Source organism: Bacillus sp. SKDU12 (genome assembly GCF_010093085.1).
Classification (GTDB): Bacteria; Bacillota; Bacilli; order Bacillales; family Bacillaceae; genus Bacillus; species Bacillus mexicanus.
The window spans coordinates 1-15,532 of the sequence record NZ_MSRC01000025.1 but is presented as its reverse complement, the minus strand read 5'-3'; the positions used below and the strand labels follow the sequence as shown (position 1 = coordinate 15,532).

At 41.4% G+C, this 15,532-nt stretch carries 16 protein-coding genes, 1 tRNA gene, 1 other RNA gene and 1 other annotated feature; of the genes, 13 read left to right on the top strand and 5 right to left on the bottom strand.

Annotated features, from left to right (window positions below; all coding sequences use genetic code 11):
• Positions 1 to 74: 74 nt before the first annotated feature.
• On the bottom strand, positions 75 to 1,046 hold the full coding sequence (locus BTW01_RS18215) for a YaaC family protein (RefSeq protein ID WP_162104362.1): 972 nt from the start codon (positions 1,044 to 1,046) through the stop codon (positions 75 to 77).
• 120 nt (positions 1,047 to 1,166) lie between these two features.
• Here BTW01_RS18215 and guaB point away from each other — a divergent pair, with 120 nt between their 5' ends.
• From guaB to BTW01_RS18185, 6 genes are all read left to right on the top strand, one after another.
• Positions 1,167 to 2,633, top strand: coding sequence for an IMP dehydrogenase (guaB, locus tag BTW01_RS18210; RefSeq protein ID WP_162104361.1), 1,467 nt, complete (start codon positions 1,167 to 1,169; stop codon positions 2,631 to 2,633).
• Between the two features lie 150 nt (positions 2,634 to 2,783).
• Positions 2,784 to 4,115 carry a D-alanyl-D-alanine carboxypeptidase gene (gene dacA / locus BTW01_RS18205; protein ID WP_162104360.1) on the top strand — a complete coding sequence of 444 codons (1,332 nt, stop codon included), beginning with the start codon at positions 2,784 to 2,786 and terminating at the stop codon, positions 4,113 to 4,115.
• Positions 4,116 to 4,311: 196 nt separating this feature from the next.
• Positions 4,312 to 5,196, top strand: coding sequence for a pyridoxal 5'-phosphate synthase lyase subunit PdxS (gene pdxS / locus BTW01_RS18200; protein ID WP_162104359.1), 885 nt, complete (start codon positions 4,312 to 4,314; stop codon positions 5,194 to 5,196).
• Between the two features lie 21 nt (positions 5,197 to 5,217).
• Positions 5,218 to 5,808, top strand: coding sequence for a pyridoxal 5'-phosphate synthase glutaminase subunit PdxT (gene pdxT, locus BTW01_RS18195; protein WP_162104358.1), 591 nt, complete (start codon positions 5,218 to 5,220; stop codon positions 5,806 to 5,808).
• Between the two features lie 52 nt (positions 5,809 to 5,860).
• Positions 5,861 to 6,076: a binding site (T-box leader), on the top strand.
• Positions 6,077 to 6,130: 54 nt separating this feature from the next.
• Complete coding sequence (gene serS / locus BTW01_RS18190) at positions 6,131 to 7,408, top strand: serine--tRNA ligase (protein WP_162104357.1); 1,278 nt, start codon at positions 6,131 to 6,133, stop codon at positions 7,406 to 7,408.
• A 136-nt stretch (positions 7,409 to 7,544) separates the two neighbouring features.
• A tRNA-Ser gene (locus BTW01_RS18185) sits at positions 7,545 to 7,637 on the top strand.
• A 112-nt stretch (positions 7,638 to 7,749) separates the two neighbouring features.
• Here BTW01_RS18185 and dck read toward each other — a convergent pair.
• The 4 genes from dck to BTW01_RS18165 all read right to left on the bottom strand — a co-directional run bounded on the left by dck (position 7,750) and on the right by BTW01_RS18165 (position 11,020).
• Positions 7,750 to 8,403 carry a deoxyadenosine/deoxycytidine kinase gene (dck, locus tag BTW01_RS18180; protein WP_162104356.1) on the bottom strand — a complete coding sequence of 218 codons (654 nt, stop codon included), beginning with the start codon at positions 8,401 to 8,403 and terminating at the stop codon, positions 7,750 to 7,752.
• The gene (gene dgk / locus BTW01_RS18175) at positions 8,400 to 9,023 is read right to left on the bottom strand and encodes a deoxyguanosine kinase (RefSeq protein WP_162104355.1); all 624 of its coding nucleotides are present in this window, start codon (positions 9,021 to 9,023) and stop codon (positions 8,400 to 8,402) included. The genes dck and dgk overlap by 4 nt, the downstream gene beginning before the upstream one ends.
• Positions 9,024 to 9,121: 98 nt before the next feature.
• Positions 9,122 to 10,405, bottom strand: coding sequence for a glycoside hydrolase family 18 protein (locus tag BTW01_RS18170; RefSeq protein WP_162104354.1), 1,284 nt, complete (start codon positions 10,403 to 10,405; stop codon positions 9,122 to 9,124).
• Between the two features lie 69 nt (positions 10,406 to 10,474).
• A complete protein-coding gene (locus tag BTW01_RS18165) occupies positions 10,475 to 11,020 on the bottom strand; it encodes an isochorismatase family cysteine hydrolase (RefSeq protein ID WP_162104353.1) in 546 nt (181 codons plus the stop codon).
• A gap of 85 nt (positions 11,021 to 11,105) precedes the next feature.
• Here BTW01_RS18165 and tadA point away from each other — a divergent pair, with 85 nt between their 5' ends.
• The 7 genes from tadA (at position 11,106) to bofA (ending at position 15,292) form a co-directional block, all read left to right on the top strand.
• Positions 11,106 to 11,588 (top strand): tRNA adenosine(34) deaminase TadA, encoded by a 483-nt coding sequence (tadA, locus tag BTW01_RS18160; protein WP_162104352.1) that lies wholly within the window; start codon positions 11,106 to 11,108, stop codon positions 11,586 to 11,588.
• An 87-nt stretch (positions 11,589 to 11,675) separates the two neighbouring features.
• Positions 11,676 to 11,940, top strand: an RNA gene (gene ffs, locus BTW01_RS18155) — signal recognition particle sRNA large type.
• A 130-nt stretch (positions 11,941 to 12,070) separates the two neighbouring features.
• The gene (gene dnaX / locus BTW01_RS18150) at positions 12,071 to 13,762 is read left to right on the top strand and encodes a DNA polymerase III subunit gamma/tau (RefSeq protein WP_162104351.1); all 1,692 of its coding nucleotides are present in this window, start codon (positions 12,071 to 12,073) and stop codon (positions 13,760 to 13,762) included.
• Between the two features lie 23 nt (positions 13,763 to 13,785).
• On the top strand, positions 13,786 to 14,109 hold the full coding sequence (locus tag BTW01_RS18145) for a YbaB/EbfC family nucleoid-associated protein (protein ID WP_162104350.1): 324 nt from the start codon (positions 13,786 to 13,788) through the stop codon (positions 14,107 to 14,109).
• Between the two features lie 14 nt (positions 14,110 to 14,123).
• Positions 14,124 to 14,720 carry a recombination protein RecR gene (gene recR, locus BTW01_RS18140; protein ID WP_003225425.1) on the top strand — a complete coding sequence of 199 codons (597 nt, stop codon included), beginning with the start codon at positions 14,124 to 14,126 and terminating at the stop codon, positions 14,718 to 14,720.
• Positions 14,721 to 14,737: 17 nt separating this feature from the next.
• Positions 14,738 to 14,962, top strand: a complete 225-nt coding sequence (locus BTW01_RS18135) for a YaaL family protein (protein WP_162104349.1) — start codon at positions 14,738 to 14,740, stop codon at positions 14,960 to 14,962.
• A 66-nt stretch (positions 14,963 to 15,028) separates the two neighbouring features.
• Positions 15,029 to 15,292 carry a sigma-K factor-processing regulator BofA gene (bofA, locus tag BTW01_RS18130; RefSeq protein ID WP_162104348.1) on the top strand — a complete coding sequence of 88 codons (264 nt, stop codon included), beginning with the start codon at positions 15,029 to 15,031 and terminating at the stop codon, positions 15,290 to 15,292.
• The last annotated feature ends 240 nt before the right edge of the window (positions 15,293 to 15,532 follow it).

Sequence of the window (15,532 nt, the reverse complement as noted above, 5' to 3'; positions counted from 1 at the left end):
CCCTTCAGCGCCGATGGTAGTCGGGGGTCTCCCCCTGTGAGAGTAGGACGCCGCCAAGCAAGGTAAAACCCAGCTCATTGAGCTGGGTTTTTTGTTTGTGAAAAATGAAGCAGAAATTGCAAAGCGTATTTCGGAAATTTGTTTTCTGTTACTAATAAAAACTGCTGAATTAGTACGTAATCATCACTTATATGCTGGGTTAACAACTCATACCACCATTCTGTCTCATATCTCGCAATCATCCCTATATTGTACAAAATCAGATAATGAATTGCCATTTCAGGAAGTCTGAGAAATTGTTCCCTTTGAGAGGGGAGGTAATATTGGTTTTCATCCATATTATATAACAAACTAATGGATGTCCATGGGTTCATGTCTCGCGGCAAAATGTCAAACAGCAGCCTTTGATCACTTTTCGTTGCAAAGGACCATTGAAAATGATGGTTCATATATTCGGCGAATCTGGCGTCAGACATTTTATATGTGATGATTACATCCTCTGGTACAAAAACCCTGTTCTTCTCCTTTTCGACTTTTGTTATAAAACGCTCTTTCTGTTGAAAATGGAAAGTATCACTTAGTTCTGGAATCGCCATTAATAATTTTTTCATGGTGTATCGTTCATCAACTATATCCGGTTGGCCAAATAAGTGCTTCATGAAATGGACGCATAAGCCATTCCGTTGTATTTTTACTTCATCATCGTTAAAGCAATAATTCTGTTTCTTCCGCTTTCTTGTTGTTACTCCATGTGCCAGTACTGAAGTATGGCTTGGATAATGAGGATCTTGTGTTACGAGACATGCTTTGATAAGCTGAGCCATACCATAAAATAAAAGAATCGGTTTGATTTCCATAGGAGAATATGAAGCATGTTTATAAAATGATTCAGCATGCTTTAAGAAATAAATAAAACGTTCACTGTTTTTAAATGAATTCTTTTTCGCATCGTCAATGCCGTTTAAAGTATAGGCTCTCTCTAGAAATTTCTGGGTTGATTCAACGGAGTAAAATAGTGCTAAGTCCTTCCACTGATGATTTTTCATTTATATTTCATATCCCTTTCTATTATCTAAATATTTCAACTCTTTATCGCTTCCTTGACATGCTCTTGGCTAGTTGATAATCTACATATAATATTTTGCCGAAAAGAGGGGGATTTACTAATGTGGGAAAGTAAATTTTCAAAGGAAGGCTTGACGTTCGACGATGTGCTGCTTGTTCCAGCCAAGTCAGAGGTACTTCCGCGTGATGTGGATTTATCTGTAGAACTTACAAAAACGTTAAAGCTGAATATTCCTGTCATCAGCGCAGGTATGGACACTGTAACAGAATCAGCAATGGCAATTGCAATGGCAAGACAGGGCGGCTTGGGCATCATTCACAAAAATATGTCCATTGAACAGCAGGCTGAGCAAGTTGATAAAGTAAAGCGTTCTGAACGCGGCGTTATCACAAATCCCTTCTTTTTAACTCCTGATCACCAAGTATTTGATGCGGAGCACTTGATGGGGAAATACAGAATTTCCGGTGTTCCGATTGTAAATAACGAAGAAGACCAAAAGCTTGTCGGTATTATTACAAATCGCGATCTTCGTTTTATTTCTGACTACTCAATGAAAATTAGTGATGTCATGACGAAAGAAGAGCTCGTCACTGCTTCTGTAGGAACGACTCTTGATGAAGCTGAAAAGATTTTGCAGAAACATAAAATTGAAAAGCTTCCTCTCGTTGATGATACAAATAAATTAAAAGGTCTTATCACAATCAAAGATATTGAAAAGGTCATTGAGTTTCCGAACTCATCTAAAGATATTCACGGCCGTTTGATCGTCGGCGCGGCAGTCGGCGTAACTGGCGATACAATGACTCGTGTCAAAAAGCTTGTTGAAGCCAATGTCGATGTTATTGTTATTGATACAGCTCACGGACATTCTCAAGGTGTATTAAACACAGTAACAAAAATCCGTGAAACATATCCTGAATTAAATATTATTGCTGGAAACGTGGCAACAGCTGAAGCGACAAGAGCGCTAATCGAAGCTGGAGCAGATGTCGTTAAAGTTGGAATCGGACCTGGTTCAATTTGTACAACACGTGTAGTAGCAGGTGTCGGTGTTCCGCAAATTACAGCAATTTATGATTGCGCGACTGAAGCAAGAAAACTCGGCAAAACAATCATTGCCGACGGAGGAATTAAATTCTCTGGCGATATTACGAAAGCATTGGCAGCCGGCGGACATGCTGTTATGCTCGGAAGCTTGCTGGCAGGCACATCAGAAAGCCCTGGGGAAACTGAAATTTACCAAGGCAGAAGATTTAAAGTATACCGCGGCATGGGATCAGTGTCAGCAATGGAAAAAGGAAGTAAAGACCGTTACTTCCAAGAAGAAAACAAAAAATTCGTCCCTGAAGGAATTGAAGGACGCACACCTTATAAAGGACCAGTTGAAGAAACAGTTTATCAGCTAGTTGGCGGTATTCGTTCTGGTATGGGATATTGCGGATCTAAAGATCTTCTCGCTTTAAGAGAAGAAGCTCAGTTCATTCGCATGACTGGCGCAGGCCTTCGAGAAAGCCATCCGCATGATGTTCAGATTACAAAAGAATCTCCGAACTATACAATTTCATAATAAATTGTTACAAATAAAAAATTAGGCAGGGTTACTGACTCTGTCTATTTTTTTTATGTTGATTATGATAAAATTTATACTGTTGCGTATTAAAAATGTCCTTAACGGCTTAATTATAGATGAAGAAAATGAAATACGGAGGTCGTACGATTGAACATCATGAAATGTAAACAGCTATTGATGTCATTGGTTGTGCTAACACTAGCTGTCACTTGCCTGGCTCCAATGTCAAAAGCGAAGGCAGCCAGCGATCCAATTGATATCAATGCTTCTGCTGCTATTATGATCGAAGCTTCTTCAGGTAAAATTCTGTACAGTAAAAATGCGGATAAGAGACTGCCAATTGCCAGTATGACAAAAATGATGACAGAGTATCTGTTATTAGAAGCAATTGATCAAGGCAAAGTGAAATGGGATCAAACCTATACGCCTGATGATTATGTGTATGAAATTTCCCAAGATAACAGCTTGTCAAACGTTCCTCTTCGGAAAGACGGGAAATATACAGTAAAAGAACTATATCAAGCAACTGCTATTTATTCTGCAAATGCCGCTGCTATAGCAATTTCAGAAATTCTTGCAGGTAGTGAAACTAAATTTGTTGAAAAAATGAATGCAAAAGCAAAAGAATTGGGCTTAACAGATTACAAATTTGTTAACGCAACAGGTCTTGAAAACAAAGATCTTCATGGGAAGCAGCCAGAAGGAACAAGCGCAGATGAAGAAAGTGAAGTTTCTGCTAAAGACATGGCAATTCTTGCAGATCACTTGATTACTGACTATCCTGAAATGCTGAAGACTTCCAGTATCGCAAAAACGAAGTTCAGAAAAGGCACTGATGATGAAATGGACATGCCAAACTGGAACTTCATGCTGAAAGGGCTCGTCAGCGAGTATAAAAATGCAACTGTAGACGGGTTGAAAACAGGTTCTACTGACTCTGCAGGTTCTTGTTTCACAGGTACTGCCGAGAAAAACGGAATGCGTGTTATCACTGTTGTGCTGAATGCAAAGGGCAACCTTCACACAGGCCGTTTTGATGAAACGAAAAAAATGTTCGATTACGCTTTCAACAATTTCTCCATGAAAGAAATTTATGCTGAAGGCGATCAAGTAAAAGGACATAAAACGATTTCAGTTGATAAGGGCAAAGAGAAAGAGGTCGATGTTGTAACAAAGAAGGCGTTCTCTCTACCTGTCAAAAATGGTGAAGAAAAGAATTACAAAGCAAAAGTTACATTAAAAAAAGACACCTTGACCGCTCCTGTGAAAAAAGGAACGAAGATTGGGAAGCTGACTGCGGAATATACAGGTGATGAAAAAGACTACGGATTTCTTAACAGCAATCTTGCTGGTGTAGACCTTGTTTCAAAAGAAAATGTAGAAAAAGCAAACTGGTTTGTTCTGACAATGCGCAGTATCGGCGGATTTTTTGCCGGGATTTGGGGAAGTATTGTTGATACGGTAACCGGCTGGTTTTAATTAAATGAAAGAGCTCTAATATATGTTAGGGCTCTTTCGCTTAATATACTGAAAAAAGCCAATTTTTAAGAAAAAATGATTTTCAAAGCGTTGAAAACCGAATAAAATAGTATATATCCATATGAATTATTGGATTACTAGGATACAATAAGGAATAGATATCATACAATTATACCTTGATTAGGGGGACCAAGAAATGGCTCAAACAGGTACTGAACGTGTAAAACGCGGAATGGCAGAAATGCAAAAAGGCGGCGTCATCATGGACGTCATCAATGCGGAACAAGCAAAAATTGCTGAAGAGGCTGGAGCTGTAGCTGTAATGGCGCTAGAGCGTGTACCAGCTGATATTCGCGCGGCTGGAGGAGTTGCCCGTATGGCTGACCCTACAATCGTGGAAGAAGTAATGAATGCAGTATCTATCCCTGTAATGGCAAAAGCGCGTATTGGACATATAGTTGAAGCGCGCGTGCTTGAAGCTATGGGTGTTGACTATATCGATGAAAGTGAAGTTCTGACTCCTGCTGACGAAGAATTTCATTTAAATAAAAATGATTACACGGTTCCTTTCGTTTGCGGCTGCCGTGACCTTGGTGAAGCGACTCGCCGTATTGCTGAAGGCGCTTCTATGCTTCGTACAAAAGGTGAGCCGGGAACAGGAAATATTGTTGAAGCTGTTCGCCATATGCGCAAAGTAAACGCTCAAGTGCGCAAAGTAGTTGCGATGAGTGACGATGAACTCATGACAGAGGCGAAAAACTTGGGTGCTCCTTATGAGCTTCTTGTACAAATTAAAAAAGACGGCAAGCTTCCTGTTGTAAACTTTGCCGCTGGCGGTGTAGCCACTCCAGCTGATGCTGCTCTCATGATGCAGCTTGGCGCTGACGGAGTATTTGTTGGTTCCGGTATTTTTAAGTCGGACAACCCTGCTAAGTTTGCGAAAGCAATTGTTGAAGCAACAACTCACTACACTGATTACAAATTGATCGCTGAGCTTTCAAAAGAGCTTGGTACTGCAATGAAAGGGATTGAAATCTCAAATTTACTTCCAGAACAGCGTATGCAAGAACGCGGCTGGTAAGAATATAGGAGCGCTGCTGATATGTTAACAATAGGAGTATTGGGACTTCAAGGAGCAGTTAGAGAGCATATTCGTGCAATTGAAGCATGCGGCGCGGTTGGTCTTGTCGTTAAACGCCCGGAGCAGCTAAACGAAATCGATGGATTGATTTTACCAGGCGGTGAAAGCACAACAATGCGCCGTTTGATTGACACATATCAATTTATGGAGCCGCTTCGTGAATTTGCTGCTCAGGAAAAACCGATGTTCGGGACATGCGCCGGATTAATTATATTAGCAAAAGAAATTGCTGGTTCGGATAATCCTCATTTAGGTCTGCTGAATGTGATTGTGGAACGTAATTCGTTTGGCCGGCAGGTTGACAGCTTTGAAGCTGATTTAACAATTAAAGGCCTGGATGAGCCTTTTACAGGGGTGTTCATCAGAGCGCCGCATATTTTAGAAGCTGGTGAAAATGTTGAAGTTCTTTCAGAGCATAATGGGCGTATAGTAGCTGCGAAACAGGGACCATTTCTGGGCTGCTCATTTCATCCAGAACTGACAGAAGATCACCGAGTGACACAGCTATTTGTTCAAATGGTTGAGGAATACAAGCAGAAAACACTTGTATAAAACAGTTGAAAGCTGTTGAAACTTATAGTACATTATAAGCACAAATAAAGATCGAAAAGCGTTGATAGGAACTAGTAAGAAGCCTCTCTTTCTAAGAGAGCCGATGGTTGGTGCGAATCGGTGAAAGATGTTGTCTGAATCCATCCTTGAGCGAAATGCTGAAAAAATAAGTAGGCATTTACGGGATAACCGTTATGTGTGAAAGTGGAAAATGAGTCTTTGGCTTGTTTTCAATCAGGGTGGCAACGCGAGAGCTCTCGTCCCTTTAGGGGGATGAGGGCTCTTTTTATTTTCGATAAATTCAATAAAGGGAGTGTTTCGTATGCTTGATACGAAAATGCTAAGAGCAAATTTTCAAGAAATAAAGGCGAAGCTTGTGCACAAAGGCGAAGACTTAACTGATTTTGATAAGTTTGAGACGCTGGATGATAAACGAAGAGAGCTTATCGGCAAGGTTGAAGAGTTAAAAGGAAAACGAAACGAAGTATCTCAGCAGGTTGCTGTGCTGAAACGAGAGAAAAAAGACGCGGATCACATCATTAAAAAAATGCGTGAAGTCGGCGAGGAAATTAAAAAACTTGATGAAGAATTAAGAACAGTTGAATCTGAGCTTGATGCTATTCTTCTTTCAATCCCAAACATTCCGCATGAATCTGTTCCTGTCGGAAAAACAGAAGATGACAACATTGAAGTGCGTAAATGGGGTGAAAAGCCTCCATTTGCTTACGAGCCAAAGCCACACTGGGATATTGCAGATGAGCTGGGTATTCTAGATTTTGAACGGGCTGCAAAAGTAACAGGGAGCCGTTTCGTATTCTATAAAGGTCTAGGTGCCCGTCTGGAGCGTGCGCTTTATAACTTTATGCTGGATTTGCATGTAGATGAGTATAACTATACGGAAGTGATTCCGCCTTATATGGTAAACCGTGCAAGCATGACGGGAACGGGGCAGCTTCCTAAATTTGAAGAGGATGCGTTTAAAATCAGGGAAGAAGATTATTTCTTAATCCCAACTGCAGAAGTTCCGATTACAAACATGCACCGTGATGAAATTCTTTCAGGTGACAGCCTGCCGATAAATTATGCGGCATTCAGTGCCTGCTTCCGTTCTGAAGCTGGTTCTGCAGGGCGCGATACACGCGGTTTAATTCGTCAGCACCAATTTAATAAGGTTGAGCTTGTGAAGTTTGTGAAGCCTGAAGATTCTTATGAAGAATTAGAGAAGCTGACAAACCAAGCGGAACGAGTCCTTCAGCTGCTTGAGCTTCCATACCGTGTCATGAGCATGTGTACGGGTGATCTAGGCTTTACGGCTGCGAAAAAATACGATATCGAAGTGTGGATTCCTAGCCAAGACACATATCGTGAAATCTCTTCTTGCAGCAACTTTGAAGCATTCCAAGCAAGACGTGCGAACATCCGTTTCAGACGTGAAGCGAAAGGCAAACCTGAGCATGTACACACACTGAACGGTTCAGGTCTCGCTGTTGGAAGAACAGTAGCCGCTATCTTAGAAAACTACCAGCAGGAAGACGGAAGCGTTGTAATTCCGAAAGTACTTCGCCCTTATATGGGGAATAGAGAAGTTATTAAGCCATAAGACTGTGAAAAAGGTGTGCCTTACAGGGCGCACCTTTTTGCCTTTGTAAACAGGATATTTTTATTAAATCAAAAGTTTTTCTAAAAAATGCTTGACCATATAAAAACATTCATGATATAGTAAGACTTGTCGATACGGAGGAATACCCAAGTCCGGCTGAAGGGATCGGTCTTGAAAACCGACAGGGGTGTCAAAGCCCGCGGGGGTTCGAATCCCTCTTCCTCCGCCATATTGATTTTAATTCTAATGAAATACAAGCATATATTGGAGATTGTTTTGTCCGTTGCATTCGATGCAACGGATTTTTTTATTATTATGAAAAAGTGAATCTCAGTTGAGATTCACTTTTTTTGATTTTCGTAAATAATTGAAGCGATTTGATCTACGATATTTTCAATTGAACTTTCGTCATTCAATAGATCATAATCCTCAATACGAAGCTTTAAAACAGGGCAGGCGTTAAAACCGCTTATCCAGTTTTCATAGCGTGTATGCATTTCTTCCCAATAAGACCGGTTTGTCTGAAGCTCCATTTCACGGCCGCGTTCTTCTATCCGGTTTAAAATGTTCTCCAGATCTCCTTCTAGATAAATCAATACATCAGGGTGTGGGAAGTACGGTGTCATGACCATTGCTTCGAAAAGACTAGTGTACGTTTTATAATCAATCTTTGACATTGTCCCTTTGTCAGCATGCATTTTTGCGAAAATTCCTGTGTCTTCATAAATAGAACGATCCTGTACAAATCCTCCGCCAGCTTCAAAGATCGTTTTCTGTTCCTTGAATCGCTCAGCTAAGAAATAGATTTGCAGATGAAAGCTCCAACGTTCAAAATCATGATAGAACTTTTCTAAGTACGGATTATGATCGACTTCCTCCAGAGAGGTTTTAAATCCAAGCCGTTTAGCTAAAGCTCTTGTTAACGTTGATTTTCCGACACCTACTGTTCCTGCTACTGTGATAATTGAATTGTTAGGGATATGATGTTCCTTCATACGATAAGCTCCTTTACATGGGCGGCAATGCGTTCAAAGTCGCTCTTATTCAAAACGAAATCCTTTGAATCACCATCTATTGTTAGCACTGTAAGTTCAGGATTTGCTTCCTGCAACTGTTTGATGGCGACTTCATAATCTGCGATCAGCTGCTCCAAATAGCTTGTTTCAATTTTTTTCTCAAAGGGGCGTCCGCGCTTTTCAATGCGGTGTAACAATGTGGGCAGACTAGCCTTTATATAAATGATGAAATTCGGCTTTGGCAGATCATCCGTAAGCAGGTGATAAATCTTTTTATATTTTTCCAGCTGATGTTGAGACAGAGTACGTTCCGCAAAAATCACATTTTTATAAATGTGATAATCAGCTATCACAGGCTGTCCCTTTTTTAAAAAGTGATCACTGGTGTCTTCAAGCTGTTTGTATCTGTGACAAAGAAAAAACATCTCAAGCTGGAAGCTCCATTCCTCTATATTGTCATAAAACTTATCAAGGTACGGGTTATCCTCAACAATCTCATTGATCATAGGGAATCCAAATTCTTGTGAAAGCATCGTCGCGAGGGTTGTTTTTCCTGCCCCGATAGGACCTTCTATTGCAATAAAAGGGGCTGTATTCATCGGAATCCTCCTTATTTCTAAAAAAACGTTCGTCAGTAACCGACCCTCATATTGTATCACAACCCTCGGGTGCCCCCATGAAAAAAGACGTTTCCAAATTATCGAAACGTCTTTTTAACAACATTAAATTGATCGGACAGCAGCAGCCAGTTTTGCGGGAAGGAAAGGCCGAGCTTCCAATAGCTGATGCCTCTTAAATTCAGCTCTTTAATCAGGTTGAATTTCGCTTGGATCGAGCGGGCATCTTCAAACCATACCTCATGCCTTCTGTTTTCTGCATCAGTATAGCGGAAGAAAGGGGCTTGAGCGGTTTGGTCATACTGAATTTCTGCATTGTTTTGATTGGCAATGACAATCGCTTGCTGAGGGCTTATGGCTTTTGCCGGTGTTCCCCCTGCCGTGTATGGCAACGTCCAATCATACCCATATAAATTCTGGCCCATGACAATTTTATTTGCAGGCATTTCGGTCAATGCATATTCGATGACATCACGAACAGGCCCGATTGGTGAAACGGCTTGAGCAGGTCCGCCGCTATAGCCCCATTCATATGTCATGAGAACAACAAAGTCGACAATTTGGCCATGGGCTTTGTAATCATGGGCTGCATACCATCTGCCCTGCTGTGTTGCGCTTGTTTTAGGAGCAAGTGCCGTTGATATTTCTAAACCTTCTCGGTGGAAACGATCCCTTGCTTCACGAAGAAATTGATTATAGGCTTCTCTATCCTCAGGCCGTAAATATTCGAAATCAAAATGAATATCATAGAAACCATATCTTTTGGCATTCTCAACGATTTCATTTAAAAGTCTTCTTTTTACAGTATCGTTGTTTAAAAGGATTTGACCCAGCTCATCGCTGAATGCTTGGTTTTCTAAATTCGTGATTATCATCATTAATGACGTGTTTTGATTCTCTGCGATGCTTCTTAAATTTGTTAAAGGCGGTGCGGCCAAGGTTCCGTCCCGCTGTGCTTGGAAACTGAATGCGCCAAGGTATGTTAGATAGGGTGAGGCTTCTCTGGCCGCCTGCTGCAGATTTTCGCTGACTTGGTTTCCGCGAGGCTCCAAATATGCGTTTGATTCGATATTGCGTTTGGGAACCGGAGGGATGTATAAACGGAAGCCAATCTGCAATACGGTATTTAACTGAATTCTGTTAACTCTGGCAAGCTCGGCTGCTGTTGTATTGAACCGCCGTGCAATGGATGTCAGGGTGTCACCTTGTCGAACATCATAGAACTGGCCGGCTATTGGAATGACAATGGTTTGTCCGACGACAAGGCTGCCGGGATTGGGTATTTCATTCGTTTCTGTGATTTCACTTACAGTCGATCTGTATTGTGAAGCGATAGCAGAAAGAGTGTCGCCTTGTTTCACCACGTAAATTTGAATGAAAAACGCCTCCTTTCATATCGCTATCAATGTATGAAAGAAAAGCGCCAATCATGTTTATTTTTCTGTAATTTGTTTCTCTGTTGTAATATCCGCAAAAAGAACATCGTCCATCATGGTTAAGGCAAAGTCATTGTCTTCCTCACGATTTGAGGCGATGCAATCCTTAGGAATCGTAATGCTGTATTCTCTCATGTAAGCGTCGTTAGCGGTAAACAGCACGCAGATGTTACCGGCTATACCTGTTAAGATGATATGCTTCACCTGCAATTCGGTAAGGAGAGTATGAAGTGCTGTTTCATAAAAGGCAGAATGCTTCGGTTTGATGAGAAAATAATCAGCATCTTCCGGAGCTATTTGCTTGATGATCTCCTTACTTTTGTCATTCGTGCATTCTTGCTGAATATTTTCAATATCAGCTTGCCACAGTCCGTAATGATCATTAACGTAAATAATCGGCCAGTCATTTTGTCTCGCGTGCTCTTTTAATGATAAAATGTGAGGAACGATTTTTTCTGTTTTTTTAGCGAGGCTTTCCCCCATATCAAATTCAAAATTATTGATCATGTCTACAATGAGAAGAGCTGTATTTGTTTTGGGCAATTGACAATCCCCTTTCCGTTTCAGTTATAGTTAATATGTAGCCTTTTTAGGCCATGAAAAAACTTTGAAAAGAGAGCTTATTCCTATGAATCAAGATGAACTTTATATGAAAGAAGCAATGAAAGAAGCGAAAAAAGCCGAAGAGAAAGGCGAAGTGCCAATTGGTGCTGTGCTTGTTATTAACGATGAAATCATAGCGCGTGCGCATAATTTAAGAGAGACAGAACAGCGGTCGATCGCTCATGCGGAAATGCTTGTGATTGATGAAGCGTGTAAAGCACTCGGAACTTGGCGGCTGAAGGGTGCTGCTCTTTATGTGACACTTGAGCCTTGTCCAATGTGTGCTGGCGCCGTCGTGCTTTCGCGGGTGGATAAAGTGGTTTTTGGTGCATTTGATCCTAAAGGCGGCTGTTCAGGCACGCTCATGAATCTTTTGCAGGAGGAGCGCTTTAATCATCAGGCTGAAGTGGTGAGCGGAGTGCTTGAGGAGGAATGCGGAGAAATGCTCAGTTCATTTTTTAGAGAACTGCGAAAAAGGAAGAAAGCATTCAGGAAAAACTTGTCTTGAGTCGTCCGGTTGCAATTTTCAGGGGGAAACGATATACTTATGTATGTGTCACAATAGATGCGATATAAAATTTGATAATTTATTTTGCCGTGCTAAGCGGGGAGGTAGCGGTGCCCTGTACCTGCAATCCGCTCCAGCAGGGCTGAATCCCTTCTCGAGGTTCGTTTACTTTAAGGTCTGCCTTAAGTAAGTGGTGTTGACGTTTGGGTCCTGCGCAATGGGAATTCACGAACCATGTCAGGTCCGGAAGGAAGCAGCATTAAGTGAAACCTCTCATGTGCCGCAGGGTTGCCTGGGCCGAGCTAACTGCTTAAGTAACGCTTAGGGTAGCGAATCGACAGAAGGTGCACGGTAAATCAATCATCAAATTTTCAAACTCACCTATCATTAGGTGAGTTTTTTGTTATGTTAAAAAGAGCTTTTGGAATCGAAACAAGGTTCATGTATAATGGGAATGATGAATAACGGAGGAGGGCAAACCCGTGAGTTACCAAGCTTTATATCGAGTATTCAGGCCTCAGCGCTTTGAAGATGTGGTTGGACAAGAACACATTACAAAAACGCTGCAAAATGCCCTTTTGCAAAAAAAGTTTTCTCACGCCTATCTGTTTTCCGGGCCAAGAGGAACGGGAAAAACCAGTGCAGCCAAAATATTTGCCAAGGCTGTCAACTGTGAACATGCCCCTGTTGATGAGCCATGCAATGAATGTGCGGCCTGTAAAGGGATAACAAACGGGTCGATATCCGATGTTATAGAGATTGACGCCGCTTCAAACAACGGAGTCGATGAAATTCGTGACATACGTGATAAAGTGAAGTTTGCCCCGTCGGCTGTCACATATAAGGTATATATCATAGATGAGGTACATATGCTTTCTATCGGCGCCTTTAATGCATTGCTAAAAACATTAGAAGAGCCGCCTGAGCATTGTATTTTCATTTTAGCAACAACTGAACCGCACAAAATTCCTTTAACTATTATCTCCAGATGTCAGCGTTTTGATTTTAAACGAATTACATCCCAAGCGATTGTCGGACGCATGAGTAAAATTGTTGAAGCCGAACAGCTGCAAGTGGAAGAAGGATCGCTTGATATCATTGCGAGTGCTGCAGACGGCGGTATGAGGGATGCCCTCAGCCTCCTCGATCAGGCTGTGTCTTTCAGCGGCGATGTCCTGAAAGTTGAGGATGCGCTTTTGATTACGGGAGCGGTTTCTCAATTATATATAGGGAAGCTGGCACAATCTCTGTATGATAAAAATGTTTCTGATGCGCTGGAAACATTAAATGAACTGCTTCAGCAAGGGAAAGATCCAGCGAAGCTGATAGAGGATATGATTTTCTATTTTAGGGACATGCTGCTGTACAAAACAGCCCCTGGTTTAGAAGGAGTGCTTGAAAAGGTAAAAGTTGATGAAACGTTCCGTGGGCTCAGTGAACAAATTCCGGCGCAGGCCCTATATGAAATGATTGATATTCTGAACAAGAGCCATCAGGAAATGAAATGGACTAATCACCCCCGTATCTTTTTTGAAGTGGCGGTGGTGAAGATTTGCCAAGCGTCTCATCAATCAACTGCCGAGTTGCCGGAAGTCGATATGCTGATGAAAAAAATTCAGCAGCTAGAGCAGGAAGTGGAGCGGCTCAAAACAATAGGCGTTAAAGCGGCGGTAGAAAGTCCGAAAAAAGAAACGCCGCGTGCGCCAAAGGGCGGAAAATCAAATTACAAAGCGCCGGTAGGCAGAATTCATGAAATTTTGAAGGAAGCTACGAGACCGGATCTAGATCAGCTCAGAAATAGCTGGGGTAAGCTTCTTGCCCATCTCAAACAGCAAAACAAAGTATCGCATGCTGCTTTGCTGAATGACAGTGAACCTGTAGCTGCTGCATCAGCGGCTTTTGTTCTAAAATTCAAATATGAAATTCATTGTAAAATGGTCGCAGAGGATAATAACGGAGTCCGTACTAATCTTGAGCAGATTTTAGAATCAATGCTCGGAAAAAGAATGGATTTGATTGGCGTTCCAGAAGAACAATGGGGTAAAATAAGAGAAGAATTTTTAGTAGATCATCAGCAGGAAGATGAAGGATCAAATGAACCGGCTGAAGAAGACCCGCTGATTGCCGAGGCGAAAAAGCTTGTCGGAGCGGATTTAATTGAAATAAAAGACTAACAAAATGAAAGAGAGTGAATGTTATGCGTGGCGGAATGGGAAATATGCAAAAAATGATGAAACAAATGCAAAAGATGCAAAAGGACATGGCAAAGGCTCAAGAAGAGCTTGCAGAACAGGTTGTTGAAGGAACTGCAGGCGGCGGTATGGTTACAGTAAAAGCAAACGGCCAAAAAGAAATCCTGGATGTCATCATCAAAGAAGAAGTCGTTGACCCAGAGGATATCGACATGCTTCAAGACTTAGTGCTTGCTGCAACAAATGAAGCTTTGAAAAAAGTTGAAGAGATCACAAACGAAACAATGGGCCAATTTACTAAAGGAATGAACATGCCAGGTTTGTTCTAGGGGGATAAAAGAACATGCAATATCCTGAACCAATATCAAAGCTGATTGACAGCTTTATGAAATTGCCAGGGATCGGACCGAAAACAGCGGTTCGTCTGGCTTTTTTTGTTCTAGGTATGAAAGAAGATGTGGTATTAGATTTTGCGAAAGCGTTAGTAAATGCGAAACGCAATCTGACATATTGTTCAGTTTGCGGACATATTACAGATCAAGATCCTTGCTATATATGTGAAGATACACGCAGGGATAAGTCTGTTATCTGTGTTGTACAAGACCCTAAGGATGTTATCGCTATGGAGAAAATGAAAGAATACAACGGACAGTATCACGTTCTTCACGGCGCCATTTCTCCAATGGATGGAATCGGACCGGAGGATATTAAAATACCAGAATTGTTGAAACGATTACAGGATGATCAAGTGACAGAAGTGATTCTCGCGACAAACCCTAATATAGAAGGGGAAGCAACGGCGATGTATATATCAAGGCTCCTGAAGCCGTCTGGTATTAAACTCTCCCGTATTGCCCACGGCCTGCCCGTCGGAGGCGATTTGGAATATGCGGATGAGGTCACTCTTTCTAAAGCACTTGAAGGAAGACGTGAATTGTAAGGAGGAAAAAGCGATCCATGGGTTTTCTTCGCAAGAAAACATTGAGAAGAGAGTTTGATGAAAAACTAATCGACCAGCTTTTTAAGCAAAAGGAAGAATGGAACAGGCAGAAAAAGCTGATCGAAAAAAGTCTAGAACCGTCTGCTGAAGTATTATACGAACTAAAAGTAGCTGAAGCGAAATATTTTTTTTGCTTGAGGGAAGCAAAGCAGCGAAATTTAAAAATCAGCCGGTGGAAGTGAGTGGTCTAAACTCCTGGATCTTCTCATAAGCTTGTACAAGAACAAGCAGAGGAGATGAGAAGATTCATGGAGCCTATTTTTATTATAGGGATTATTTTAGGACTGGTTATTCTTCTTTTTTTATCGGGTTCAGCTACGAAGCCATTTAAGTGGATTGGTATCACAGCTGTTAAATTTGTGGCGGGCGCTTTACTGCTCGTTTGTGTAAATATGTTTGGGGGCAGTCTTGGCATTCATGTGCCGATTAACTTTATCACGACTGCTATTAGTGGGATTTTAGGAGTGCCGGGCATAGCGGCGTTAGTCGTCATTAAGCAATTTATTATTTAAATGTAATATATGTTGACTTTAATAATCGAAGGTGTTATTCTAATATACGTCGCTGATGACGAATCACTTTTGAAAAGAAATTATTTTTAAAAAGTTATTGACGAAGGCGACGTAAAATGTTATGATTATAAAGTCGCTTAAAGAGCGATAAACAAAGTTCTTTGAAAACTAAACAAGACAAAACGTACCTGTTAATTCAGTTTTAACCAAATCGCACAGTGATGTGCGTAGTCAGGGGCC

What these genes read in the sequence shown, in the direction of transcription:
- BTW01_RS18215 (WP_162104362.1), bottom strand. Translation starts at nt 1,046, where the DNA reads ATGAAAAATCATCAGTGGAAGGACTTAGCACTATTTTACTCCGTTGAA.
- guaB (WP_162104361.1), top strand. Translation starts at nt 1,167, where the DNA reads ATGTGGGAAAGTAAATTTTCAAAGGAAGGCTTGACGTTCGACGATGTG.
- pdxS (WP_162104359.1), top strand. Translation starts at nt 4,312, where the DNA reads ATGGCTCAAACAGGTACTGAACGTGTAAAACGCGGAATGGCAGAAATG.
- pdxT (WP_162104358.1), top strand. Translation starts at nt 5,218, where the DNA reads ATGTTAACAATAGGAGTATTGGGACTTCAAGGAGCAGTTAGAGAGCAT.
- serS (WP_162104357.1), top strand. Translation starts at nt 6,131, where the DNA reads ATGCTTGATACGAAAATGCTAAGAGCAAATTTTCAAGAAATAAAGGCG.
- dck (WP_162104356.1), bottom strand. Translation starts at nt 8,403, where the DNA reads ATGAAGGAACATCATATCCCTAACAATTCAATTATCACAGTAGCAGGA.
- dgk (WP_162104355.1), bottom strand. Translation starts at nt 9,023, where the DNA reads ATGAATACAGCCCCTTTTATTGCAATAGAAGGTCCTATCGGGGCAGGA.
- tadA (WP_162104352.1), top strand. Translation starts at nt 11,106, where the DNA reads ATGAATCAAGATGAACTTTATATGAAAGAAGCAATGAAAGAAGCGAAA.
- BTW01_RS18145 (WP_162104350.1), top strand. Translation starts at nt 13,786, where the DNA reads ATGCGTGGCGGAATGGGAAATATGCAAAAAATGATGAAACAAATGCAA.
- recR (WP_003225425.1), top strand. Translation starts at nt 14,124, where the DNA reads ATGCAATATCCTGAACCAATATCAAAGCTGATTGACAGCTTTATGAAA.
- BTW01_RS18135 (WP_162104349.1), top strand. Translation starts at nt 14,738, where the DNA reads ATGGGTTTTCTTCGCAAGAAAACATTGAGAAGAGAGTTTGATGAAAAA.
- bofA (WP_162104348.1), top strand. Translation starts at nt 15,029, where the DNA reads ATGGAGCCTATTTTTATTATAGGGATTATTTTAGGACTGGTTATTCTT.